General features: G+C 64.5%; 23 protein-coding genes. 5 read left to right on the top strand and 18 right to left on the bottom strand.

What is annotated here, in order from left to right; translation table 11 throughout:
* Window positions 1–142 precede the first annotated feature (142 nt).
* The 14 genes from EDE08_RS35980 to EDE08_RS35915 form a co-directional block, all read right to left on the bottom strand.
* Entirely contained in the window at window positions 143–796 is a 654-nt protein-coding gene (locus EDE08_RS35980) for a pyroglutamyl-peptidase I (protein WP_131874365.1), read from the bottom strand.
* Window positions 793–1779, bottom strand: a complete 987-nt coding sequence (gene meaB / locus EDE08_RS35975; protein WP_131874363.1) for a methylmalonyl Co-A mutase-associated GTPase MeaB — start codon at window positions 1777–1779, stop codon at window positions 793–795. The genes EDE08_RS35980 and meaB overlap by 4 nt, the downstream gene beginning before the upstream one ends.
* A gap of 64 nt (window positions 1780–1843) precedes the next feature.
* Window positions 1844–3352 (bottom strand): tripartite tricarboxylate transporter permease, encoded by a 1509-nt coding sequence (locus EDE08_RS35970; protein WP_131874361.1) that lies wholly within the window; start codon window positions 3350–3352, stop codon window positions 1844–1846.
* 7 nt (window positions 3353–3359) lie between these two features.
* The gene (locus tag EDE08_RS35965) at window positions 3360–3833 is read right to left on the bottom strand and encodes a tripartite tricarboxylate transporter TctB family protein (RefSeq protein ID WP_131874359.1); all 474 of its coding nucleotides are present in this window, start codon (window positions 3831–3833) and stop codon (window positions 3360–3362) included.
* A gap of 84 nt (window positions 3834–3917) precedes the next feature.
* Window positions 3918–4913, bottom strand: a complete 996-nt coding sequence (locus EDE08_RS35960; protein WP_131874358.1) for a tripartite tricarboxylate transporter substrate binding protein — start codon at window positions 4911–4913, stop codon at window positions 3918–3920.
* Window positions 4914–5136: 223 nt separating this feature from the next.
* A complete protein-coding gene (locus EDE08_RS35955; protein ID WP_207913200.1) occupies window positions 5137–5925 on the bottom strand; it encodes an RsiV family protein in 789 nt (262 codons plus the stop codon).
* 36 nt (window positions 5926–5961) lie between these two features.
* Window positions 5962–8118, bottom strand: a complete 2157-nt coding sequence (gene scpA / locus EDE08_RS35950; RefSeq protein WP_131874356.1) for a methylmalonyl-CoA mutase — start codon at window positions 8116–8118, stop codon at window positions 5962–5964.
* 23 nt (window positions 8119–8141) lie between these two features.
* Window positions 8142–8606, bottom strand: coding sequence for a GFA family protein (locus EDE08_RS35945; RefSeq protein WP_131874354.1), 465 nt, complete (start codon window positions 8604–8606; stop codon window positions 8142–8144).
* Complete coding sequence (locus EDE08_RS35940) at window positions 8603–10474, bottom strand: methylmalonyl-CoA mutase family protein (protein ID WP_131874352.1); 1872 nt, start codon at window positions 10472–10474, stop codon at window positions 8603–8605. Before EDE08_RS35940 ends, EDE08_RS35945 begins: the two co-directional genes overlap by 4 nt.
* A gap of 81 nt (window positions 10475–10555) precedes the next feature.
* A complete protein-coding gene (folK, locus tag EDE08_RS35935; protein ID WP_131874351.1) occupies window positions 10556–11047 on the bottom strand; it encodes a 2-amino-4-hydroxy-6-hydroxymethyldihydropteridine diphosphokinase in 492 nt (163 codons plus the stop codon).
* A 1-nt stretch (window position 11048) separates the two neighbouring features.
* Complete coding sequence (gene folB / locus EDE08_RS35930; protein WP_028176687.1) at window positions 11049–11417, bottom strand: dihydroneopterin aldolase; 369 nt, start codon at window positions 11415–11417, stop codon at window positions 11049–11051.
* Entirely contained in the window at window positions 11414–12274 is an 861-nt protein-coding gene (folP, locus tag EDE08_RS35925) for a dihydropteroate synthase (RefSeq protein ID WP_131874349.1), read from the bottom strand. Before folP ends, folB begins: the two co-directional genes overlap by 4 nt.
* A 238-nt stretch (window positions 12275–12512) precedes the next feature.
* The gene (locus tag EDE08_RS35920) at window positions 12513–12920 is read right to left on the bottom strand and encodes a DUF4332 domain-containing protein (RefSeq protein WP_036005985.1); all 408 of its coding nucleotides are present in this window, start codon (window positions 12918–12920) and stop codon (window positions 12513–12515) included.
* Window positions 12921–12944: 24 nt separating this feature from the next.
* Entirely contained in the window at window positions 12945–13310 is a 366-nt protein-coding gene (locus tag EDE08_RS35915) for a DUF2267 domain-containing protein (protein ID WP_131874347.1), read from the bottom strand.
* Between the two features lie 348 nt (window positions 13311–13658).
* Here EDE08_RS35915 and EDE08_RS35910 point away from each other — a divergent pair, with 348 nt between their 5' ends.
* The 3 genes from EDE08_RS35910 (at window position 13659) to EDE08_RS35895 (ending at window position 18286) form a co-directional block, all read left to right on the top strand.
* Window positions 13659–15281: a helicase HerA-like domain-containing protein gene (locus EDE08_RS35910; protein ID WP_131874346.1), complete on the top strand. Its 1623-nt coding sequence runs from the start codon at window positions 13659–13661 to the stop codon at window positions 15279–15281.
* Between the two features lie 257 nt (window positions 15282–15538).
* Window positions 15539–16867, top strand: coding sequence for a glycosyltransferase family 87 protein (locus tag EDE08_RS35900; RefSeq protein ID WP_131874342.1), 1329 nt, complete (start codon window positions 15539–15541; stop codon window positions 16865–16867).
* 24 nt (window positions 16868–16891) lie between these two features.
* On the top strand, window positions 16892–18286 hold the full coding sequence (locus EDE08_RS35895; RefSeq protein WP_131874340.1) for a M20/M25/M40 family metallo-hydrolase: 1395 nt from the start codon (window positions 16892–16894) through the stop codon (window positions 18284–18286).
* Window positions 18287–18484: 198 nt separating this feature from the next.
* Here the strand turns inward: EDE08_RS35895 and EDE08_RS35890 are convergent, their stop codons facing one another.
* Together EDE08_RS35890 and EDE08_RS35885 are read right to left on the bottom strand one after the other, a co-directional pair.
* Window positions 18485–19264 carry a class II aldolase/adducin family protein gene (locus EDE08_RS35890; protein WP_131874338.1) on the bottom strand — a complete coding sequence of 260 codons (780 nt, stop codon included), beginning with the start codon at window positions 19262–19264 and terminating at the stop codon, window positions 18485–18487.
* A 207-nt stretch (window positions 19265–19471) separates the two neighbouring features.
* The gene (locus EDE08_RS35885) at window positions 19472–21121 is read right to left on the bottom strand and encodes a glycosyltransferase family 39 protein (protein WP_131874336.1); all 1650 of its coding nucleotides are present in this window, start codon (window positions 21119–21121) and stop codon (window positions 19472–19474) included.
* Window positions 21122–21433: 312 nt separating this feature from the next.
* Between EDE08_RS35885 and EDE08_RS35880 the strand changes: the two genes are divergently transcribed.
* Together EDE08_RS35880 and EDE08_RS35875 are read left to right on the top strand one after the other, a co-directional pair.
* Complete coding sequence (locus tag EDE08_RS35880) at window positions 21434–22273, top strand: DUF308 domain-containing protein (protein WP_165936375.1); 840 nt, start codon at window positions 21434–21436, stop codon at window positions 22271–22273.
* 145 nt (window positions 22274–22418) lie between these two features.
* Complete coding sequence (locus tag EDE08_RS35875; protein ID WP_131874332.1) at window positions 22419–22835, top strand: Ros/MucR family transcriptional regulator; 417 nt, start codon at window positions 22419–22421, stop codon at window positions 22833–22835.
* 4 nt (window positions 22836–22839) lie between these two features.
* On the opposite strand, the gene EDE08_RS35870 is transcribed toward EDE08_RS35875, so the two are convergent.
* A complete protein-coding gene (locus EDE08_RS35870; RefSeq protein WP_131874331.1) occupies window positions 22840–23268 on the bottom strand; it encodes a SufE family protein in 429 nt (142 codons plus the stop codon).
* Window positions 23269–23335: 67 nt separating this feature from the next.
* Window positions 23336–23779: a DUF5330 domain-containing protein gene (locus tag EDE08_RS35865; RefSeq protein ID WP_131874329.1), complete on the bottom strand. Its 444-nt coding sequence runs from the start codon at window positions 23777–23779 to the stop codon at window positions 23336–23338.
* Window positions 23780–24106: the final 327 nt, after the last annotated feature.

Below are 24106 nucleotides of genomic sequence, written 5' to 3'. Positions count from 1 at the left end.
GTAGGGTTAAATGTTTACGCAAAGACGGTGCTGTAGGGTGGGTTAGCCTTGCGGCTGCGCGAAGCGCAGTCCGTCAGGCGTAACCCACCACGTTCTCTATCCGCAGAGACAGAAGAGGTGGATAACGCTTCGCTAATCCATCCTACGAGACCGGCGTGTTCCGCCGCTTCCGCGCCAACTGCACCATCTCCATCAACATCGCTTCCCCCGCATCCACCAGTTCCTCCAGCGTGATTCGGGCTGAGCCCTTGCGCCGCACGGCGCCGCCGCGCGCCAGCAGCGGAATGTGGATGAAGGCCGCAAGCTTCGGCCCGCCCGACCTGACGTTCTCGATCGCGCGCCAGCTCAGGTAATTGCAGAGATAGGCGCCGGCATCGCGCGAGGGGCGCGCGTCGATGCCGGTGAGGCGCGCGGCGCGCAGCAGCCTTGCGGTGTGCGGGCCGAACGTCATCGCATCTGCATGGCCGGCGATGCCGCGCTTGCTCGAGCGCGTGTTGGCGGCATCCGGCCAGAGCATCGTGACGGCGTTGCGGGCGCGGGTCTCGATCCGCAGATAGGGCGTGCGCGCCGCGAGGCCGAACATCAGGAGCGCGTCGGGCTTTTGGGCGGCGAGCACGTCAGGCAATTGCCGGTCGACGGCAGCATAGGTGACCGGGAAGATGTGGCTCGACAGCTCGACATCGTCGAGCGCAGGCCGGCGCAACTGCATCAGCCGGGCCACCAGCGCCTGGGTCGGATTGTAGGGCGCGCCCGGAAATGGCCCGAAGCCGGTGAGGAGAATGCGGGGCCCGGTCATTGCAGCAACTCCAGAATGCGCTCGGCGGCGAGCGCCGGCGTGAGATGGCCCTCGGCGACCTCGGCCTCGATCTTCCGGACCTTGGTCCGCACCGACGCTTCGCTCCGCAACCTCGCCAGCATGCGCTGCTCCAGCATCGACCACATCCATTTCACCTGCTGGTCGCGCCGCCGCGCGGCGAAGTCGCCGGACGCATTCATCGCCTTGCGGTGGTCCAAAACCTTCTGCCAGAGCTCGGTGATGCCGGTGCCGGCCAGCGCCGAATAGGTGACAACGGGCGGGTGCCAATGCTCGGATCTCGGCGCCAGGATGTGCAGCGCGCCGCGATAATCCGCGGCGGTGATGTTGGCGCGCTTGAGATTGTCGCCGTCGGCCTTGTTGATGGCGATCATGTCGGCGAGTTCGACCAGGCCCTTCTTGATGCCTTGCAGCTCGTCGCCGCCGCCCGGCAGCATCAGCGCCAGGAAGAAATCCGTCATGTCGCACACTGCGGTCTCGGACTGGCCGATGCCGACGGTCTCGACCAGCACGACGTCGAAGCCGGCGGCTTCGCAGAGCAGCATCGCCTCGCGCGTCTTCGCCGCGACGCCGCCGAGCGTGCCCGAGGACGGCGAGGGGCGGATGAAGGCATCGCTCGATGCCGACAGCCGCGCCATCCGCGTCTTGTCGCCGAGAATCGAGCCACCGCTGCGTGCCGAGGACGGATCGACCGCGAGCACCGCGACCTTGTGGCCCTGCTCGATCAGATACGTCCCGAGCGCATCGATGGTGGTAGATTTGCCGACGCCGGGCGAGCCGGTGATGCCGACGCGAAACGCCTTGCCGGTGTCGGGCAGGAGCATCTGCATCAGCTCGCGCGCCAGCGCCTGATGATCGCCGCGCCGGCTCTCGACCAGCGTGATGGCGCGGGCAAGCGCCGCGCGGCTGCCGGCGCGGAGCTCCTTAGCGAGGGTCTTGATGTCGAGATTGGTCTTCTGAATCATGCCCTGATGTACAACGGTCGGCCGACGCAGGCGAGAGGTTCGCGCCCGCGCTCCGATTGCCCCATCAGGGTGCCTGGGCTACTTCGCTCAGAGTTGCAGGCCTTCCCTTGATCCCGCGCCACAGCATGGTACCCCAGATCAGCAGTGTCACGATTCCCAGGGTCGCGGCGATCGGCCGCTCGAAGAACATGATGAACGCCCCGTCTGCCTTGATCATTGAGGTCATGAAGTTTTGTTCCAGCATCTCGCCCAGGACGAGTCCCAGGATGGCCGGTGCGATCGGGAAGCCGTGCTCTTCCATCAGCCAGCCGATCAAGCCCAAGACCACCATCATGATAACGCCATAGACCGAGTTGGTCATGGCATAGGATCCGACCACGCAGAACATCAGGATCACCGGCAGGAGCACGTTCCGCGGCACCCGCAACAGCTGCTTGCCGCCCTTGATCGCAATCCACCCCAGCGGCAGCATCAGAATGTTGGCGAGAATGAATATGATGAACACGGCGTAGATGAACTGCGGGTTCTGCAGGAACACGGTCGGTCCGGGATTCATCCCTTTCATGTAGAGAACGCCGATCACGATCGCGGTGATGGAATCGCCGGGAATGCCGAAAACCAGCGCCGGGATCCAGGCGCCCCCGAGTGCGGAATTGTTGGCCGAAGTCGCGTCGACGATACCTTCGATATGGCCGGTACCGAACTTTTCCGGCTCTTTCGAAAAGCGCTTCGAGATCGCGAACGAGATCCAGGCCGCGATGTCAGCGCCGGCTCCGGGGAGTGCACCGATCAGGACGCCGATGGTCGACCCGCGCAGGAAGTTGAACCAGTAGCGCTTGAAGACGCCGAAGACGCCGCTGAATATGTTGCCGATCTTTTGCGCGATGACGGCTCCCGTTGCATCGGCGTGGACCATGCCGCGGAGCAGTTCGGACAGCGCGAACATGCCGATCATCGCAGGAATGAAGCTGATGCCTTGCAGAAGTTCGACGCTGCCGAAGGTGAAGCGCGGATAGCCTGCTGCGGGATCAATGCCGATGCAATTGACGGCGAGTCCGAACAGCAGGGAGGTAATTCCCTTCAGTGGTGCGTCACTGGTCATGAAGACGGCACAGGTCAGGCCGAGCAGGGCCAGCCAGAAATATTCGAACGACGAGAAATTGATCGCTACCTCGGCCAGCGCTGGCGCGCACACGATCAGGATGGCGACGCCGACGAAGCCACCCAGCACGGAGAACACCAGATTGACGCCGAGATTGAGGTCGAGCTGCCCGTTCCTGGACATCGCATAGCTCTCGTCCGTGTAGGCGGCTGACGCCGGCGTACCTGGAATGCGGAGCAGTGCCGCCGGAATGTCGCCGGCGAAGATGGCCATGGCGGTTGCGGTGACGATCGCGCCGAGTGCCGGCACTGGGTCCATGAAGAACGTTATCGGTACGAGCAGCGCCGTCGCCATCGTGGCGGTGAGACCCGGCATTGCGCCGACGAACATACCAAACCCCGCCGATGCCGCGATGACCCAGAGAACGTAGGGATCGAAGATCAGGCGGCTCGCTTCGAGCAGGGCGTTCATGGCGACCTCAGAGAATCAAATTCAGCCAGCCACGCGGCAGCGGCACACGGAGCAGCGTGGCGAAGAACCAATAGATCGTGAAGGTGCCGACCAGCGCAGTGACTGCGGCGATCCACGGCCGCACGCCGAGCCAGAGAAACAGTGTAACGAGAAACAACAGCGCGAGCGGAATGAAGCCGACGGTTTCGGCCGCGAAGATGTAGAGCAGCAATAGAACGAGCACGAGAAAAAACGTGGCAAGGCGGCGTGGTTCCTTGACCCATGGCGCGAGCTCGACCCACGGTGCGCCCATGCGCCGCGCGGTCAATCCATTCCATATCAGGATCCCGCCGCAGACGATCAATCCGGCACCCAGGATGCGCGGAAACAGCGATGGGCCGTACTTTTGTCCGGGAAAGTCGGGGAAGCTGGCGGTCAGGGCGATCATCACAATGGAGAGAATGATGAGCACCACGCCGGCGATGGCATCGTTGGCGCGCAATGGCGGCTCCCTGGGATCGAAGCGAGACGCGCCGCGGACGGCGCGGTCTCGAAGTCTGGGCGGTTACGGTCTTTCGGCCGGGCTTCAGGTCTTTGCGATACCGGCAGCCTTCATGGCTTCGCCCATCTGCGCGTCCGACTTGTCCATGAAAGCGGCGTAGCCGGAGGCGTCATTCCATACGACGCCGAAGCCGCGCGACGACATGAACTCGTTGTATTCCTTGGACTCGAAGATCTTCTTCAGCGAAGCCGTCAGTTTGGTCGCGATCGGTTGCGGAAGCCCCTTCGGCCCGGCGAAGCCGCGCCAGGCCCCGGTCGTATAGTCGACGCCCATCGCCTCCTTGAGGGTCGGCACATCAGGGAACGTCGCTGCGCGCTTCGGGGCCATGATGGCGAGGCTGCGTGCCTTGCCAGCGTCGATCATCGCGCGGGCCTCCGGGATGGAGCAGGTGGTGAAATCGATGCCGCCCGCGGCAAGATCCTGCATCGCCGGAGCCGCACCATTGGAGGGCACCCATGCCACTTGGTTCGGCGGCAGGCCCATGGCCTTCAGCCAGCCCACCAGAGCAAGATGCCAAATGCCGCCCTGACCGGTGCCGGAGGCCTTGAACTTGCCGGGCGGGGAGGCCTTGATCGCGTCCGCAAGGTCCTTCACGGTCTTGTACGCCGAATCCGCCTTGACCTGGATCCCCGGAGGATCCTCGTTCATCAGAGCCAACGGTGTGAAATCTTTAGGCGTGAGCTGGGTCAGACCGGCCCAGTGCATCATCGCGATTTCCACGGTGATGATGCCGAGCGTGTAGCCGTCCGGTGTGGCGGTCGAGATCGCGGAATGGCCCACCACGCCGGAGCCGCCCGTGCGGTTGACGACGTTCACCGGCTGGCCGAATTCCTTTTCGAGGAGCACGCCGACGATGCGCGCGGTGGCATCGGTTCCCCCGCCGGCACCCCAAGGGCAGATCAGCTGGATTGGCCGGGTGGGATAGGCGTCATCGGCGAACGCGGGCTTGAAGCCGAAAGCGGCGGATGCCGCGACGGCGGCAGACGAAGCCGCAAAGGTGCGGCGCGAAATCTTGGACATTGAATGCCTCCCAGCGGCGCCCGTGACGCCGGGCGCTCTTGTCAATGAGGGCATTCTAGTCGGCTTTGCGGCGGCGCTGCAAGGTAGCGCTACCAAGGAAACCTCCATGTTGTGCGAAAGCTGGAAGCCCATCGAGTGGGCAGTCGGAAATCGGGTGGGTTCTGCCCGCGCCAATCACCAACCTCAGCGCGCAACGCCCGTCCGCGATCCAGTTAGCGATCGTTCACGGCTCGTCCGCGTCGCCCTTCGGCCGCGCGCCGCCGAAGATTCGCGTGCCTTCTGCGCTGAGATACGGCTTCAGCGCCTCCCAAGGCACGAATGCAACATACTTGCCCTCGGCGTAGGGACCGACGGCGTAGGGCGGATAGTGAAAGGTGAGGCCGGAGCTTTTGCCTGCTTCAGTTGACGGCGCAAGGGTCACCGCGCCGATCTTGAGCAGGCTCGGTTCCACGCTCTTGAACCATTCGTCGGTTGCGGTCTCGCCGGCACCGCGCTTCTTCTTCTCGGCCTTGAGAGAGGTGATGATGGCCGTCACCATCGCCTTCATGGCCGGACCCTTGTCGGCGGTCTCGGTGAAGAACGGGCGGATCGAGATGCGCTTGTTCGCCGCCTTGTCCCACAGGATCGTGTTCACGTCCGAGTTGGGATGCGCGCCGCGAGTGTTCATGTAGTCGTTGCGGAGGATGCTGACATAGCGATCGGCGACGACCGAGCGGATCTCATATTTGCGCTCGAAGTCCCAGCCGCCGTCCGTGAAGAACTGTGGGTCCGCTTTGCGGGCGGCGGCAGCTTCCGCGGCATTCTTGTCGAGCCACTTCTTGCCTTCGGCCAGGCAATCCGCCGCCAGCGCCGCATCCGCCTTGATCCTGTCGTCGAGGAAGACGCGCGCCTCGATGCTCCTGGTCCTGACGACGGCGTCGGGCTTGGGGTCGGCGGCGTGGGCGATGCCGAACAGTGCGCTGCAAACTGCGGCCGCAGCCAGCGCGCGCATGAACGTTGGCGCGAGAAACATCACGCAAATCCTTCTTGCCGGAAGTTCGAGCGACGGCTACTCCGCCGCCTCGCTATGCCCCAGCCGCGCGTTCAGCTTGCGGATCAGCTCCTCGGCGGCGTCCGCGATCACGGTCCCCGGCGGAAAGATCGCCTCCGCTCCGGCGGCGTAGAGCGCGTCGTAATCCTGCGGCGGCACCACGCCGCCGACGATGATCATGATATCGTCGCGGCCCTGCTTCTTCAGCGCGGCCTTCAATTCCGGCACGGCGGTGAGGTGGGCGGCGGCGAGCGAGGAGACGCCGAGAATGTGGACGTCGTTCTCGACCGCCTGCCGCGCGGCTTCGTCGGCAGTGGCAAACAGCGGCCCGATGTCGACGTCGAAGCCGATGTCGGCAAAGGCAGACGCAATCACCTTCTGGCCGCGATCGTGGCCGTCCTGGCCGATCTTGGCGACCAGGATGCGCGGGCGGCGGCCTTCCGCCTCCTCGAACGCGTCGATCAGCGCCTGAACCTTCTCGACCTGGTTGCCCATGCTGGACGCCTCCCGCTTGTAGACGCCGGTGATGGATTTGATCTCGGCGCGGTGCCGGCCGAACACCTTCTCCATCGCGTCCGAAATTTCGCCGACGGTCGCCTTGGCCCGCGCCGCATCGATCGCGAGCGCGAGCAGATTGCCGTTGCCTTCGCCGGCCGAGCGCGTGATCGCCGCGAGCGCGGCGTCGACGTCCTTCTGGTTACGCTCGGACTTGAGCCGCTTGAGCTTGTCGATCTGGAGCCGGCGGACATTGGTGTTGTCGACCTTCAGGATCTCGATTCTGTCCTCGTCGGTCGGCTTGTACTTGTTGACGCCGATCACCGCCTGCCTGCCGGCGTCGATCCGCGCCTGCGTCTTGGCGGAAGCCTCCTCGATGCGCAGCTTCGGCAAGCCGGCCTCGATCGCCTTGGCCATGCCGCCGAGTTCCTCGACCTCCTGGATGTGGCTCCACGCCTTCGCCGCGAGGTCGCGCGTGAGCCGCTCGACGTAGTACGAGCCGCCCCAGGGATCGATGATGCGGGTGGTGCCGCTCTCCTGCTGCAGGAACAGCTGGGTGTTGCGGGCGATGCGCGCCGAGAAGTCGGTCGGCAGCGCCAGGGCCTCGTCGAGCGCGTTGGTATGCAGCGACTGGGTGTGGCCCTGCGTTGCGGCCATGGCCTCCACCGTGGTGCGCATCACGTTGTTGAAGACGTCCTGCGCGGTCAGCGACCAGCCCGAGGTTTGGCTGTGCGTGCGCAGCGAGAGCGAGCGCGGGTCTTTCGGGTTGAACGGCTTCAGCAGCTTCGCCCAGAGCAGGCGCGCGGCGCGCATCTTGGCGACTTCCATGAAGAAGTTCATGCCGATCGCCCAGAAGAACGACAGGCGCGGCGCGAAGCGGTCGACGTCGAGGCCCGCGGCAAGGCCGGCACGTAAGTATTCGACGCCGTCGGCGAGCGTATAGGCGAGCTCGAGATCCTGCGTCGCGCCGGCCTCCTGCATGTGATAGCCGGAGATCGAGATCGAATTATACTTCGGCATCTTCTGCGAGGTGTAGGCAAAGATGTCCGAGATGATCCGCATCGAGGGCGCTGGCGGATAGATGTAGGTGTTGCGCACCATGAACTCTTTCAGAATGTCGTTCTGAATGGTGCCTGAGAGTTTCTCCGGCGGCACGCCCTGTTCCTCGGCGGCGGCGACATAGAGCGCGAGGATCGGCAGCACCGCGCCGTTCATGGTCATGGACACGCTCATCTGGTCGAGCGGAATGCCTGCGAACAGCGTGCGCATGTCGTAGATGGAATCGATGGCGACGCCGGCCATGCCGACGTCGCCGCCGACGCGCGGATGATCCGAGTCATAGCCGCGATGGGTGGCGAGATCGAACGCGACCGAGAGGCCCTTCTGCCCCGCAGCCAGGTTGCGGCGGTAGAACGCGTTGGAATCCTCCGCCGTGGAGAAGCCGGCATATTGCCTGACCGTCCAGGGCTGGTTGACATACATCGTCGGATAGGGGCCGCGCAGGTAAGGCGCGATGCCCGGATAGGTCTCGAGGAAGTCGAGCCCCGCGATATCAGCCTCGCCATAGGCGGGCTTCACCAGAATGCCCTCGGGCGTCAGCCACGGTTCAGCGCTGCCTGATGGCGCGGCTGTGGCGGCTCGCTCGAAACCGATATCGGCAAAATTGGGAATGCGGCTCATGGTTTCAACCATATCATAAGCGATCAATCATGATCCGGATGCTGATGGCTGACGATGGTCGCCATCTTCTCCGGTCCGTAATTCTGTTGCGTGGTCTGGCTCGGCAGGTTGGCGATGCCGACCACCCAGCCGAGGCGGGATTCTGTGCCGAACTGGCGCGTCGGGATCACCCAGTCGGGGTGGTCGAAGGTGCCGGTCATGATCTCGATCCGGTCGCCGTCGATGCGGCCGAAGCTCAGCGGCGTGCCGCAGGCGGCGCAAAAGCCGCGCTCGGCGATGGTGGAGGAGCGGAAGAACGAGGGCTGTCCCCTGGTCCAGGCGAAGTCCGTCTTGTTGATGTCGGCAAAGGAGGCGAATGGCGCACCTGCTGCCTTCTGGCACATGCGGCAGTGGCAGATCGAGACCCTGGTCGGCGCCGTCATGACCGCAAAGCGCACCGCGCCGCATTGGCAGCCGCCGGTGAGAACGGGTTTGCTGGCGTCCGTCATGGCTGCTCCATCCGTCGATAGGCGTCTTGCAGTGTCGCAAGCGCATCGCCTCCGGCGAAGATGAAACCCGTGACACCGGCGGCCCGCAGCGCCGCCTCGGCATCAGTCGGGCGGCCCGCCAGATAGATATGTCGCCCGCCGGCCGCTTGTAGGGCCCGGGCGGCGGGTTCCGCCTGACCGGTATAGACCTTGTCGCTTGAACAGAGGCATGCAAGCTCCGCACCTGAAGCCTTGAACGCGGCTGCCAATTTGGATGGATCGGCAAAGCCCTCGCTGTCCAGGGCTTCGATGCCGCCGGCTTCGAAGAAGCTCTTCGCGAAGGTGGCGCGCGCGGTGAAATCGGCAGGCGTGCCGAGATTGGCCAGGAACACCTTTGGCCGCGCGCCACGTGCCTTCGACGCTGCGTCGGATTTGTCGCGCAGCGACTCGAACGGTTCCGCCAGCCGGATTGGCGGCAGCGCATCGAATTTGTATGTCTGCTCCCCGTAAGGCGGAAGCGCGATCGGCGTTGTCGTCAGCACGGTGGCTTCGCGCTCATGCAGGTTCGGAAACTCGCTGGCGCCGGTCAGCACGTCGCGGCGCTTTGCGATGTTGGCCTCACGCGCCTTTCGCGCGGCCGCCACTTTGCTCTGGAACACGCCCTGCTGAAGCGCCGCGAAGGCACCACCGGCTTTCTCGCTTTCCTGGAACAGCGCCCATGCGGCCTCGCAAAGCTGTGCCGTCAGCGTCTCGATGCCGCCTGCGCCTGCCGCGGGATCGCTGACCCTGGCGAGGTTGCTTTCTTCCAGCAAGAGAAGCTGGGTGTTGCGCGCCACGCGCCGCGCGAATGGATCGGGCAGGCCGAGCGCCAGCGTATGCGGCAGCACCGTGATCGCATTGGCGCCGGCCAGTCCTGCTGCGAACGTTGCCATGGTCGCGCGCAGCATGTTCACGTAAGGGTCGCGCTGCGTCAGCATGCGCCAGGCCGTGTCGGCGGCAATGAACAGCGGTTTCGGCGTCAGCCCGCAGGCCTGCTCGATGCGTGCCCACAACAGCCGCAGCGCGCGGAATTTGGCCATGGTCAGGAACTGGTCGGCATCCGCGGCGAGCCGCGCATAGACCATGCCCTGCGCCTGCTCGAGGGGAATGCCGGCGCCTTCGATCGCGCGCAGATAAGCGACGCCGCAGGCGAGCACGAAGGCAAGCTCCTGCACTTCCGAGCCACCGGCATCATGGATCACGCGCCCGTCGGCGGAGGCAAACGGTCCCTTGAAGCCGAGCGCGGCAAGGCCCTTGATGGCGCCGGCGAGCGCAGGAACGATCTCGTCCCAGGTGTAGGGGCTGTGGCCCCACGCTGCGGCGGCCGCGAGCGGATCGAGCCCGAAGCGGATGTTGCAGGCTGCCGGATCGAATCCCTTGCTCTTGACATATTCCGCGACATGGATCGCGGCCATCCGCGATTGCGGGCCGATCTGAAGCTCGAGGCCGATGCCGGCGTCGAGATGAATCTCTTTCAGAACCTTAGCGACCGCATCCGCCGAAGGTTCCAGGCCGAAACCATGGGCGCCACTGCCGCCGGCGAACACCAGCGCGAGCCCCGTCGCGCCGTTCTCGAGGTCGGTGAGGGCCTGTGCATTTGCGAGCGCCGCGTCGGGATGGTCGATCCGCTGTACGATCTGCCATGGCGCAGCCGGCGGGCGTCCCACCACGGGCGCAACGCCTTTGGCGCGCGGATAGAGCGGATCGATCTTGATGCCGTCATAGGTCTTGCCGACCAGCTTCTCGAACGGCGCGCCCTTCAGCACGCCGTCGACCAGCTTGCGCCAGTCCTCAGGCGTGGACTTGGGAAAATCCGCCGCCAGCGGCAGGTCGTTAGTCACGGAGGTCATGCGGCGAGGGGCTCCCAAACGTCTCGTTGTTCTCAGGCGAAATTGCCACGGCAGACCGTCCCTGCAAACGGTTGTTTTTGGTTAACCGGTATCCGGAAGCCGCTCAATGCCTTGCGTGGAGACGCTGGCGAGGCCGTCACGCACACGAATACCCGAGATCACGCGCTCGGGCGCGATTTCGGCCAGCGGCACCAGCACGAAAGCGCGCTCGAACAGGCGCGGATGCGGCAGCGTCAGGTCGGGCTTCTGCAAGCTGACGTCGTCATAGGCGATCATGTCGAGATCGAGCGTGCGCGGGCCCCAGCGCCGCTCCTTGGTTCGCGTGCGGCCGAACTTCTGCTCGACTTTCTGCAGCGCGAACAAGAGCGCGTGCGGATCGAGGCCGGTCTCGATCTCGATGCAGGCATTGATGAAGGGATCCTGGTCCTCGTCGCCCCAGGGCGGGGTGGCATAGTCGGACGAGCGCGCGATCAGCGCCGCCTGTGCCATGCCGCAGATATGCGCGATCGCCTTTTTGAACGTCGCGCGGACATCGCCGACATTGCCGCCAAGTGCGATCAGCACGCTCGCCATGTCAGGGATGCCGCGAGCGTGTCAGCATGATGCCGACATCGTCGAAGATCGCGGCGATCGGCGCATGCGGCTTGTGCACCGTGATCTTCACGGCGCGGACGCGCGGGAAGTTCGACAGGATGGCGTCGGCCACGGCGCCGGCTGCGCGCTCCAGCAGCTTGTAATTGGTGTTCTTGAACGCCGCCGTCGTCGTCGCCACGACGTCGGCATAGGACACCGTGTCTGCGAGCCGGTCGCTGCGCGACGGCTCGGACAGGTCGGTATAGAGTTCGAGATCGATGACGAAACGCTGGCCGACTTCGGTTTCGTGATCCATCACGCCATGGCGGGCATGGATCGACAGGCCGGTGACGAAGATCGTATCGGTCATTGCTTGCTCTCGATTGCATGCGCTACCCGCAGGGCCTGCAGGGTTTCGCCGACATCATGGGTCCGGATGATCTTCGCGCCGCGCTGCGCGGCGATCAGGTGGGCCGCGATCGAGCCGGCGAGCCGCTCCGATGGTTCCGACGGCGACACCGAGCCGATGAAGCGTTTGCGCGAGGCGCCGACCAGGATCGGCAAGCCGAACATGTCGAGTTCGCGCAGGCGCGCCAGCGCGGTCATGCTCTGCTCGGCCGTCTTGCCGAAGCCGATGCCGGGGTCGAGCACGATCTTGTCGCGCGCGATGCCGGCCTGTGCGGCGATATCGAGCGAGTGCCGAAAGAACGTCTTCATGTCCGCGATGATATCGATCGCGGGATCGACGCTGTCGCGGTTGTGCATGACGACGACGGGAACGCCTCTTGCGGCGATCAGCGGCGCTATGTCGGGATCGCGTTGCAGGCCCCAGACGTCGTTGGCGATCGCCGCGCCCTGGTCGAGCGCGAAGGCCACCACCTCGGCCTTCATGCTGTCGATCGAGACGGGCGCGCCGAGCGCCACCACGTCGGCCAGCACCGGCTTCAGCCGTGCCAGCTCTTCCGCCGCCGTGACCGGCCGGGCGCCCTTGTAGGGCCGGGTGGACTCCGCGCCGATATCGATGATGTCGACGCCATCGGCGATCATCGCCCGCGCCCGTTCCAGCGCCCGCGCGGGCGCGATGAACGCGCCGCCATCGGAGAAGGAATCCGGGGTGATATTGAGCACGCCCATCACCGCGGGAAGCGGTCGCTCCAGCAGCGTCCGCAGCGCATCAGGCCCGGCCGAGCCGGCCGGCGGGACGGAAGGGGAGGGCGAGGCGTTCATGCGGCCCGCTTTGCGCGGTCGGGCAGGGGGAGTCAAGCGGGGATGGGGTGGGCGAGCGCCGCTCTAGCACCGTCACCCCGGCGCAACGGCGAAGCCGTTGTCGCTGGAGGTGGCCGCTTCTTAGCGGCCCTCGAAGGGCGACGGCCCGGCGCTCTCCGTGCGGATGCGGCGGTGGCCGTGGATCCTTCGAGGCTCGCCGAAGAGGCGAGCACCTCAGGATGACGGAGAGGGAAGTGGGCTAATACGTGATCTTCGGCGGCAGCTTCTTGGCCTTGGCGATGATGTCGCCGACCGACTTCTCGGAAGGCAGGACGCGGACCAGCTTCTTCTTCTCGTTGGCCTCGCGCATGCTCTGCGCCAACCTTGCCGGATTTCGATAGGCGAGCTCCCGCACGGTCGTGACGCCGGCGGCGCGGACCAGGCCGACCTTGGCTCGGCCCATGCCGGGGATGCGCATGTAGTCGGAGACGTTGGCCCATTCCAGCAATTGCTGCTCGCTGATGCCGGTCTTGGCGGAAAGCGCCTTGCGGCCCTTCACGGTGGAGGCGGCCTCGAGCAGCGCGTCGGTCGTGCGGATTCCCTGCGCCTTCAGCTTGTTGGCGGCAAAGGCCGGCAGGCCCTCAATCTCGGAGATCGGATATGTCATGATACTCGATGTGAAAAGCGTCGCTCAGGCGAACTGGCTGAGGCCCGGCGTCCCCGCGATGATCTTGCCCATCTGATCCGCTCCGATTTTGTCTCGCCCGTAGCGGAAAAGTTCACGGGCGACGTTTTGTATGTCGGACATGCCGAGGCCGAGGCCCATTAGGCGCGTGCCGACCGCCATCAAGCCGCCGCCCATCAGCCGCGACAGGCCGCCGCCGCTCCTGGACGCCTCGATTGCAGCTTCCGCTCCTGGGATCTGGTCGATCAGGGCCTGCACGCTCTCGGAAGGACCCTCGCTGCGGAGGAATCCCAGGATGATGCCGACGGTCTTTTCAGCGACAGCACCATCTATGCTGGCGTTTGCCGCCAGCCGTCCGATCAGCTCGTCCATAAGGCCCCTCAGCCGGTTTGCACGCCGGAGTATTGCTTCCGAAAATTGATCTTGAGCCGGTGTGATGTGAAATTCAAGCGATGAACGCATGCGCGGTCGCGATTCATCCTCGAACGCGCGAAAAGTGTTGCACTCGTGCACGAGCCGAGATCGAATCGGCAAGAAATTGCCGCGCTGCGAATACCTCGTTCCTACTTTCGGCTGATGTTGTCCCTTCGTGTCCGACAATGTCACGTGCTCGGGGCGTGCGTTGAATGGTTTTAATCGGTGCGCGACATGCGTTAAACTACGGAACTGGTGCATTTGAGTTTCAATACGCGAAACTCGGCAGAGAGATCAGAGAGAATAATGACCGCACAGGACAGCAAGCTCGGCGATACCGACGACAAGATTTTCGTCGGCAAGGGAAACGAGCAGGCATGGCTGACGTTGGCGCTCGCCAATCGCCACGGCCTCGTCACGGGTGCAACCGGAACCGGCAAGACCGTGTCGCTGCAGGTGCTGGCGGAAGGATTTGCGCGCGCCGGTGTTCCCGTATTCGCGGCCGACATCAAAGGTGACCTCTCCGGAATCTCGGAAGTCGGCGAGGCCAAAGACTTCATTCTCAAGCGCGCCGGCGACATGGGTCTCAAGTTTCAGCCGGACCAGTTCTCGACCGTGTTCTGGGACGTGTTCGGCGAGCAGGGACATCCGGTCCGCGCCACCGTCACCGAAATGGGGCCGCTACTGCTGGCGCGGATGCTCGATCTGAACGAGGTGCAGGAAGGGGTTCTCAACGTCGCCTTCCGCGTCGCGGACGAGAATGGCCTGCCATTGTTGGATATGAAGGATCTGCGATCGCTGTTGGATGCGATCGTTCCCGCCAGTCGCAAGAAGGGACCGGATGCCGAGGAAGATCCGTTAGCCGAGGTCCGCAAGGCCGCGCAGAGCTTCGGCAATGTCAGCAAGGCGACGGTTGGAACCATTCAACGCCAGCTGCTGGTGCTGGAAAACCAGGGCGGAGCGAAATTCTTCGGTGAGCCGGCACTGGAGCTGAAGGACTTCATGAAGACCGATAGCGACGGTCGCGGCATGGTCAACATTCTGGTTGCCGACAAGCTGATGGAGAGCCCCAGGCTCTACGCTACCTTCCTGTTGTGGTTGCTGTCGGAGTTGTTTGAGGAATTGCCGGAGGCCGGCGATTTGCCGAAGCCAAAACTTGTGTTTTTTTTCGACGAAGCGCATCTGCTGTTCAACGATGCGCCGAAGGCGTTGATGGACAAGATCGAGCAGGTGGTTCGTCTGATCCGTTCCAAGGGCGTCGGCGTCTATTTCGTCACGCAGAATCCGATCGAGGTACCGGACAAAGTGTTGGCCCAGTTGGGCGGTCGCGTGCAGCATGCGCTGCGCGCCTTCACACCGCGCGACCAGAAGGCCGTCGCTGCTGCAGCCCAGACCTTCCGGCCCAATCCGAAGCTCGATACGGCCAAGGTGATCACGGAACTCGGCAAGGGCGAGGCGCTGGTGTCCTTCCTCGAGGGCAACGGCACGCCGTCGATGGTGGAGCGGGTGATGATCCGGCCGCCGTCGGCGCGCATTGGACCGATCACGCCGGACGAGCGCAAGGCGATCATGGCTGCAAGCCCGGTGAAGGGCAAATACGATACCGCCGTCGATTCCGAATCCGCCTACGAGATGCTCCAGAAGCGCATCGCCGACACCGCGGCCACGGCGGACAGTCCAGCGGGCGGAAGCGGCGGCGGCATCCTGGGCCAGATCGGCTCGATCGTCGGCACCATCTTCGGCACCAACGTCAAGCGAGGCCGTCTGTCGACCGGCCAGGTCATTGCGCGCGACGTGACACGATCGGTCACCAATCAGGTGATCGGCGGGATGGCCGCCAATATCGGCAAGTCGGTCGGCGGCCAGCTCGGCGGCTCGATCGGCCGCACGCTGGTCCGCGGCGCGCTCGGTGGATTGCTGCGGCGGTAGAGCATGATCCGGAAAAGTGTGCAGCGGTTTTCCGAAAAGATCATGCTCAAACAATAACCTAAAGCGCGATGACGATTCATCCTAATCGCATCGCGCTTTAGGCAGGCCGCCCGACAGGAAGGCAATTCGTCCGCCGAGCTCATCGACCTGTCCCTCGATCCAGGGGCCGAACGTCGCACACATTCAGGTGAGGGGGCTCTCCAAGCCCCCGCGGGTCTGCTACGTCCTGTTTCGTCGCCGCACCGGATCCCCGCCTCGTGACCCCGCCCGCCCCCTTAGCCAAGCCTGATGCGCCGAGACGTCTGTCGCCGCGTGCGCCGCTGGATCTGCTTTTTCTGTTCTGCTGCGTCCTCCTGACGGCTGACGTGCTCGTCCCCGAGATATTCGGCCACGGCAAGACCAAGGATTACGTGCTCTGGTACTGGGCCGGACAGCAGGTCTTGCAGGATGGGCCGCTCTATCCTGCCACGGCCCGCGACTATTTCGACTTCATCTATCCACCACTCCCCGCGATCCTGCTGGCGATTCCGAGCTGGTTCGGCAAAATCCCGCTCTATGTCGTCCTGTCGATCTTGAATGCTCTGGCGTGGTGGTACACCGGGACGCTCTCCCAAGTCATGGCCGGCTCGCACCGCAAGCCTGGCCGCTGGCTGGAAGCGCTGCCGGTGCTGGTCACCGTGGCCTTCGTGTTCGACATGTTCGATCTCGGCCAGCCGAATCTCGTCCTGCTCGCGATGATGCTCTATGGCTTCTGGAGCCTGCGGCATCAGCGGTCGTGGCTCGCCGGCTTCCTGTTCGCGCTCGCCGCCGCAATCAAGGTGTTTCCGATCGCTGTGCTGCCGTATCTGCTCTGGCGGCGGAAGTGGGCCGCCCTCGGCAGCACGATCGCCTTCACCGGCATCCTGCTCTATGTCGTGCCGGCGCCGATCCGCGGTTTCGAGCGCAATGCGGCCGAGCTTGCGGTCTGGTATCAGGGCATGGTCGGGACGAGTTCGGAAAAGGGCTTTGGCCAGCGTGATGAGCAGAACTGGTCGTGGGTCAACCAGTCCCTCATTGCCGTCACGCATCGCCTGGTGCGGCCGATCAACTACAATCAGGACGATCCCAGCAAACCGCCGCGTACGATGAATGTGGTCGAGGTCGACTACAGGACAGCGAACTGGATCGTACTGGCGCTGTCGGCGCTGCTCGGGCTCGGCTTCGTCGCGATCATGCCGCGGGAGGCGCAGCGGACGGAGCGCTCGGACGCCGAGGAGCTCGGCATCCTGTTTTGCCTGATGACGGTGGCCTCGCCGCTGGCGCGGCAATACTACTTCATGTGGCTGTTCTTCCCGATGACGGTGCTGATGCATCGCGCCGCCTTCGACGCGCGGGCGCATGTGCGCCTGGGAACCTGGCTCGCCATGGGTGCCGCCGGCATCCTCATGCTGCTGTCGCTGCCGTGGTTTCCCAAGGTCATCCAGGCCTGTGGCAACAACCTGGCTGCGACGGCCGTCCTCGCAGGGTGCCTCGCCTGGCACATCCGGCATCCGCCGGTTGCGGCTGGCCCCGAGGCCGCGCCGGCGTTAAAAGCGGAGGCACCTTGAGCCCCCGCAATCAGGAACACCACAATGTCCAACACGCAGCTTCAATCCGTGCTCGACCATATCGACAAGGATTTCGACAACAGCCTGGAGCGCCTGTTCTCGTTGTTGCGGATCAAGTCGATCTCGGCCGATCCGGTCTTCGCGGATGATTGCAGGGCTGCGGCCGAGCATCTCGCCAAGGACATCGCCAGCTTCGGTGTCGCGACCGAGGTGAGGCCGACCGCGGGCCATCCCGCCGTCGTCGGCAGGACCGGAGCGGGCGGGCGGCCGCACGTGCTGTTCTACGGCCATTACGACGTGCAGCCGGTCGATCCGCTCGATCTCTGGCATCGTCCGCCGTTCGAGCCCGTTGTCGCGGATCATGCCGACGGCCGCAAGATCATCGTCGCGCGCGGTGCCGAGGACGACAAGGGGCAGGTAATGACCTTCGTCGAGGCCTGCCGCGCCTGGAAGAAGGTGACGGGCTCGCTGCCGGTCGACGTCACCTTCCTGATCGAAGGCGAGGAGGAGGTCGGCTCGAAGAATTTCGTGCCCTTCATCGAGGCCAACAAGCACGAGTTCAAGGCGGACTACGTGCTGGTCTGCGACACCGGCATGTGGGACCCCAACACGCCCGCGATCACGACCTCGCTGCGCGGGCTGCTGTATGAAGAGCTGAAGATCACCGCCGCCAACCGCGATTTGCATTCCGGCGTGTTCGGCGGCACCGCGATGAACCCGATCCGCCTGCTCACGAAAATACTGGGCGGCCTGTTCGACGACGACAACCGCATCACCATCCCCGGCTTCTATGATGGTGTGAAGGAGACGCCGCCAGACATCCTGGAGCAGTGGAAGAAGCTCGATTTCACGCCAGAGACCTTCCTCAAGCCGGTCGGACTGTCGCTCCCGGCTGGCGAGAAGGGCAGGCTCCTGGTCGAGCAGGCCTCGACGCGTCCGACCTGCGACGTCAACGGCATCTGGGGCGGCTATATCGGCGAAGGCTCCAAGACCGTGATCCCGTCACATGCTTCGGCCAAGGTGTCGTTCCGCCTCGTGCAGGGCCAGGATCCCGCGAGAATCCGCAAGGCCTTCCGCGATTACGTATCGGCGCGCATTCCCGGCGACTGCAAGGTCGAGTTCGGCGACCATTCCGCCGCGCCTGCGGTCGCGCTCGACTGGACCATGAAGCCGCTCGCCGCCGCCAGCAAGGCGCTGGCCGAGGAGTGGGGCAAGGAGACCGTGCTGATGGGCTCGGGCGCCTCGATTCCAATCGTCGCCGACTTCAAGCGCACGTTGGGCCTCGACTCGCTGCTGGTGGGCTTTGGCCTCGACGACGACAACATCCACTCGCCGAACGAGAAATACGACCTGCGGAGCTTCCAGAAAGGCATCCGCTCCTGGGCAAGGATCCTCGCCGCGCTGGCGGAGGTGAAATAGGCTGGGTGCGGTAGGGTGGATAGCCGAAGGCGTAATCCACCAACTTCGTTCCGCGTTCGCTGAAACATGGTGGATTACGCTTCGCCAATCCACCCAACGAAGCCCTGAAACAAAAACGCCGCCCGGGATTGGGCGGCGTTTCATTCCAAAAGGCGTAGAGGTTCGTTGGGCGCTACTCTACACCAGATCCAAAATATCTCAAGACCTGTAGCCGGGATTGACGCGGTCGAGCTTGCGCAGCAAGGGCGGCCACACCAGGTTGGTGGCGCGCAACTCGGCGCGGTCGCGATTCGACAGCAGCTCGGTGTTCTTGTCGATCGCGATATCGTCGACCGGATAGATCGGCGTGCCCAGCGCGCGCGTGCGCACCTGCATCGAGCAGGCGCGCTCGAGATGATACATGCGCTCGAAGGCGGAGGCGACCGAGCGGCCGACCGTGAGCGTGCCGTGGTTGCGCAGGAGCATGTGGTTGTGGTCGCCGAGATCCTTCTGCAGCCGCGGCCGCTCGTCGTGGTCGAGCGCGATGCCTTCATAGTCGTGATAGGCGAGGTCGTGGGTGACGAGCTGGGCAGTCTGGTTCAGCGGCAACAGGCCTTCGGCGCTGCTCGACACCGCAGTGCCGTCGAGCGTGTGGAGATGCAGCACGCAGATCGCGTCCTCGCGCACCTCGTGGATCGCCGAATGGATGGTGAAGCCGGCCGGGTTGATGCTGTATTCGCTCTCGGAGAGCTGGTTGCCGTGCAGGTCGACCTTGACGAGGCTCGAGGCCGTGATTTCCTCGAACATCAGTCCGTAGGGGTTGATGAGGAAGTGATGGTCGGGACCGGGTACGCGCGCCGAGATATGGGTGTCGACCAGATCGTCCCAGCCGTACAGCGCGACGAGGCGATAGCAGGCGGCGAGATTGACCCGTTGCTGCCACTCTGCCTCCGTCATGTTCGACGGCACTTCCCTGAGGCGCGCTTCCGCTGGCGACATGGCTGGTCTCTCCGAAACATCGTTGTGCGGGGCGAAAACCTAGTCTTGCTGCGGGCTGGCAGCAAGACGGCCAAAAGCGCGGCAGTTCAGCGTAGCTCGCATGAGCGCAAGGGATAGGCGCGGCTGCCCCGAAGGTCCCGGATATGTGGCGCTCATCCAGGCCGCGACTGCGTTTTTCTTGTGCAGCCCGGAGACCGGGGAAGGAATTTACGGCGCCGGGATCGACAGCAGGCTGGAGATGCCGCGGCCGCGGATGTCGTAGACGCGGGCGAACACCACGTCGTCGCGCTTGATCTCGACCATGACGGGCGCGGTGAGACCCTTGCAGTAGAACTCGCCGAGCGTCATGGCGAAATCGGCCGCGTTGGAATCCCAGCCGATCGTGAAGTCGGGGCCGAGCGCGACCTGGGCCGGGCGTTGCGGACCGCACACCGCGACCTTCCATTTGCGGTTGCTGGGCGGCACTTCCTGGCGCTCGACGAGCTGCTCGCGCAATTCGTCGGAGGCCTGCTTCAGGGCGAGGCCCCAATAGTCCAGCATGAAGCGGTCGTCGGCGCCGCGAACGGTCCCGGCGATGTGGTTGAAATGCGTGTATTGGTAGGGGTGAAGCCGGATCATCTCGGCGAGCGACAGCGCGAGGCCGAAGCAGAAGGTGGCGAGCACGACCGGCTGCCAGGTGCGGTGATTGGCGCGCAGGCGCTCCATGGCCCAGGCGAACGCGACGCCGCCGAGCACCGCCATCGGCGGGATCACGAAGACGAAATGACGGATGCCGTTGTACAACGCCGGGCGCTTCACCATCGCGATCGCGAGCGGCAGGGTCGCAGCCAGCGTCAGCATCAAGAGGATGGTCTTGCGGCGCGCCGGCACCCCGCGTCGCGGCAGCATGGCGAAGGTGCTGAACACGGCGCCGGCCGTCAGCACCAGCATCACCTCCGGCAGCTGCAGCGCGAACAGCGTCGGCAGATAGGACCAGGGCATGTCGGGCACCGACACGATCGCGCCGTCGAACATCTCCTTCCAGGGCTTCTCGAAGAAATGCGAGAAGTAGGTCAGAGCCTCGAAGGGATTGCCTGGCTCCATGATCGACCACGGCCAGATCAGGCCCATCACGAGATAGCCGAGCACGAGGCCGGGCAGCAGCACATAGACGACATGGGCAAAGCGGCGGACCGACTCGCGCAAACCCTCGGTGCGCAGTTCCTCCAGCAGCAGCGGTATGAAGCCGAACACGGCGTAGACGAGTGCGAGCCCGCCGAGAATGCGGCAGCCGAGCGAAAGACCGGCACCCAGGCCGACGATGAGGACCGTGCGCGGCGACGGCCGCGGATATTCCTCGGCGAGACGGACGAGGCCGAGCATCAGGATGATCATGGCTACCGCGAAGGGCGCATCCTTCGGGTTCATGAACATGTGGCCGTAGAAGATCGGGCAGAGCGCGAGCAGCAGGAGCGAGGCAAGACCCGCAAGAGGCCCGCCGATGCGGCGGCCGAGCCGCCACGTCACCGCAAGGCCGATCACGCCGACGATGGCGCCGACCAGGCGGCGCGTCTCGAACAATTCGAGCGGGATGACCTTGTGCAGGAGGGCCGCGACCATGTCGAAGCCGCCGCCATACATGTAGAGATTGGCGAAGGAGAGCGCCGCGGTGTCCTTGAAGCCGGAACCGAACATGCGCAGCAGCAGGTCGGCGTATTCGGCGTGGGTGTAGTCGTCCCAGCCGAGCCCGTAGTCGCGGAAGGTCAAGCCTGCGATGACGGCGACCGCAGCCAGCACCAGCATGGCGAGATCGTCGCAAGTCCGCTCGACCGAGCGCCGGAGGGGCGTGTCGATCACCGAAGTCGTGATGGATGTCATAGCGGTCGGTGCCCCGGGATCCCCTCTTGGCCCTGCCGGTGCGCACGGGCCTGCTCCCCGGACTCCCTATAGCGCAGTTCCATTACCAAGTAATTGGGCATTATAGCTAATATCCTGATGCGACGCAGCAATTCCCGTTCTTCGGATGACCCCGAGCAGTACCGAGCCGGAGCTGAAGGGAATGTGAATAAGTCCCTGATTTCCTTTCCTTTAGGAACACCGCCTACAATTGGCCGTTGGCGTGGAACATCGTATGACGGTATCGTGGCGTAGCGGTTGTCGCGTGTGGATGCGCGGCCGGGGGTGAGTTCGATGAGCTTGGCATTGTTGATCGTGGGGATTTGCGCCGTCCTGGCGGGTCTCCTTGCGGTCATTTTCGGCTTGACGATCAGAGAATTCAGCCTCGGCGGAACTCTCATAATCTCCGGCGTCATCGGCGTCTGCTCCGGAATGTTACTGGTCGGCCTGTATCTCGTGCTGCTCGAGCTCAAGGGCATCGCTCGCCGGCTGGCCGCCGCGATCGCGCCGTCCGATGTTCGGGTCAGGCCCGTGCTGCCGGGCCTCGCCGTGTCAGGCACGGTCACGCCCGAGCCGGCGGCGCCGCCGCCACCGTCCACAGGCCCGCGGCCGTGGCAGAGCGAAGCTGCCGCGCGCGAGCGTCCGCGGGTCGAGGGGCTGCAGGAGGCCGAAGCTCCTGCGCCGCCACCCGCCGCGGAAGCGCCGCGTCGGCGCAACCTGTTGTTCACCTCGACCTCGCGCAAGGAGCGCGAGCGCGCGGAGAAGGCCACCGAAGGCGCGGCGTCGCAGCCACCTGCGGAGGAGCCCGGTGAGGCGCCGGACCATCCGCCCGCGAGCTTTGATGCGGCCTGGCCGAGGCCGGATCGTATGCGCCCGCAGGAGCCGCCGGCTCCTCCCCCGCGCCGTGCGCCGCCGCGTTCCCCCTCGACCTTTGCGGAGGCCGCCCCACCGCCTGCACCCGAACCGCCGCCGCCCGTCGAGCCGGCACCCGTGACCGTGCTCAAATCCGGCGTCGTCGACGGCATGGCCTATTCGCTCTATTCCGACGGCTCGATCGAGGCGCAGATGCCGGAAGGCATGATGCGCTTTGCCTCGATCGACGAGCTCCGCGCCCATCTCGACCAGCGCGGTTGAGGCTGCCGCGCATAGTGAAGCAGCGCCGTTCACCAGTAATCAGCACATCATCGTCCGTTGTCTTATTTGAGCCGAACGTATTGTTGACATGGAATACTCTGGCGTCGTCAATCCCGTGAGACGCAAGGTGGAGGGAGGGCGGCCGATGTCGGACGCGGGGGCCAGGAATTTCATCGAGCTGACGGCAAGCATCGTGTCGGCCTATCTCAGCAACAATCCGACGCCGGCGGCTGAGATTCCGAACCTGATCAGCCAGGTGCATGGCGCCCTGGTGCGGGTGTCGTCGGGCCGCACCGAGGCGGCGCCGCTCGAGCCCGCCAAGCCGGCCGTGTCGCTGAAGAAGTCGATCGCGCCCGATTATCTAGTCTGTCTGGAAGACGGCAAGCGCTTCAAGTCGCTGAAGCGCCATTTGCGCACGCAGTATAATATGACGCCCGAACAATACCGCGAGAAGTGGGGCTTGCCGGCCGACTATCCCATGGTCGCCCCGAACTATGCGGTGGCGCGCTCGCAGCTGGCCAAGCAGATGGGCCTCGGACAGCAGCAGCGAAAGCGGAAGTGATTTCCTACGACGCTTCCGCGAGCGCCTCTTTCGCGTCGGTCTTGATGCGCTCGACCATCGAGCGCAGGCCGTTGGAGCGCTGCGGCGTCAGATGATCGCGAAAGCCGAACTCGTTGAACACGGCGATCGCATCGGTAGCGAGGATCTGCTGCGGCGTGCGGCCCGAATAGAGCGCAAGCACGATTGCGACCAGCCCGCGCACGATATGCGCGTCGCTGTCGCCGCGATATCTCAGGATCGGCTCGCCATTGCTGCGGTCGACCAGCTTCTGGAGCCAGACCTGGCTGACGCAGCCCTGTACCTTGTTGGCGGCGGAGTGTTCCGCCTCCGGCATCGGTTCCAGGGTGCGGCCGAGCTCGATGACATACCGGTAGCGGTCGTCCCACTCGTCCAGAAGCTCGAAATTGTCCCTGATTTCGTCGATCGTCGTCATGCTGGCCCGTGTTCGCGTTCAGGCCAATATAGGGTCGCGAAGCCGTGAAATCGATAGGGTTTGGCCGCTAATTCGCTGGCCCTGGTCCGCGCCATTCGAGCGCAAGGTCGTCCTGGGTCAGGGTATCGCCCGGCGCCTCGCTTGCGACACTGTCGCCTTCGCCGGCCATGGCGATCGAGCCGGTATGGTCGGGCGCCTTCTTGTCGGTCTTGTCGGTCTTCTCGTTCTTGTCGTTGGTGATCTGCTCTTTCTTGTCGTTGATGATCTGGTAGAGTTTCTTGGCGCCGTCCTGGGCCCGCTGGCCGATGATGGTCGCGGCCTGTCCGCCGACCTCGCAGGCGGCCGGCTGGCGTTTGCAGAAATGGGTCATGTCGGAGACGGCCGCAGTCGCAGCCTGCACCGCGTCGGCGGCGCCGATCTGCGGCAGCTTCTCCGATTCGGGCGTCTTGTCCCGCGGCAGGAGCACCAGCACCAGCCCGAGCCAGAATGTGATGCGAAGCAGAAAGCGCATCTTGCGACCTGTCCGTTAGATTCCGCCCGCGGCGATCTCCGCGGAAGCCGGACCTAGCAACTCTCGATAAATCGCAAGTGATTGCCTTGAGCTTAATTCGCGGAAAATTTGCGCAGGATTCTTCGAAGCCGAAGGTGTCGTAAATTTTCGATTGACGCCCGCGATCGTGATTCCGTCGGCCGCCCGCATCCACCAATTCGAAACCATGCGGAGGAAGGTGAAACCCTGTGTTCACCATCCGAACCGAAGACGTCGCCAAATCGTCTAAAAAGCTTCGCGATCGCGCGGTGTCCGGCCGCACGCGGCGTCGCCTTAGCACTCGTTTAA

This window comes from Bradyrhizobium sp. R2.2-H (genome assembly GCF_004346455.1).
In the GTDB taxonomy this organism is placed as follows: Bacteria; Pseudomonadota; Alphaproteobacteria; order Rhizobiales; family Xanthobacteraceae; genus Bradyrhizobium; species Bradyrhizobium diversitatis.
The sequence above is the reverse complement of the archived record's forward strand: the minus strand, read 5'-3'. Positions and strand labels throughout refer to the sequence as shown.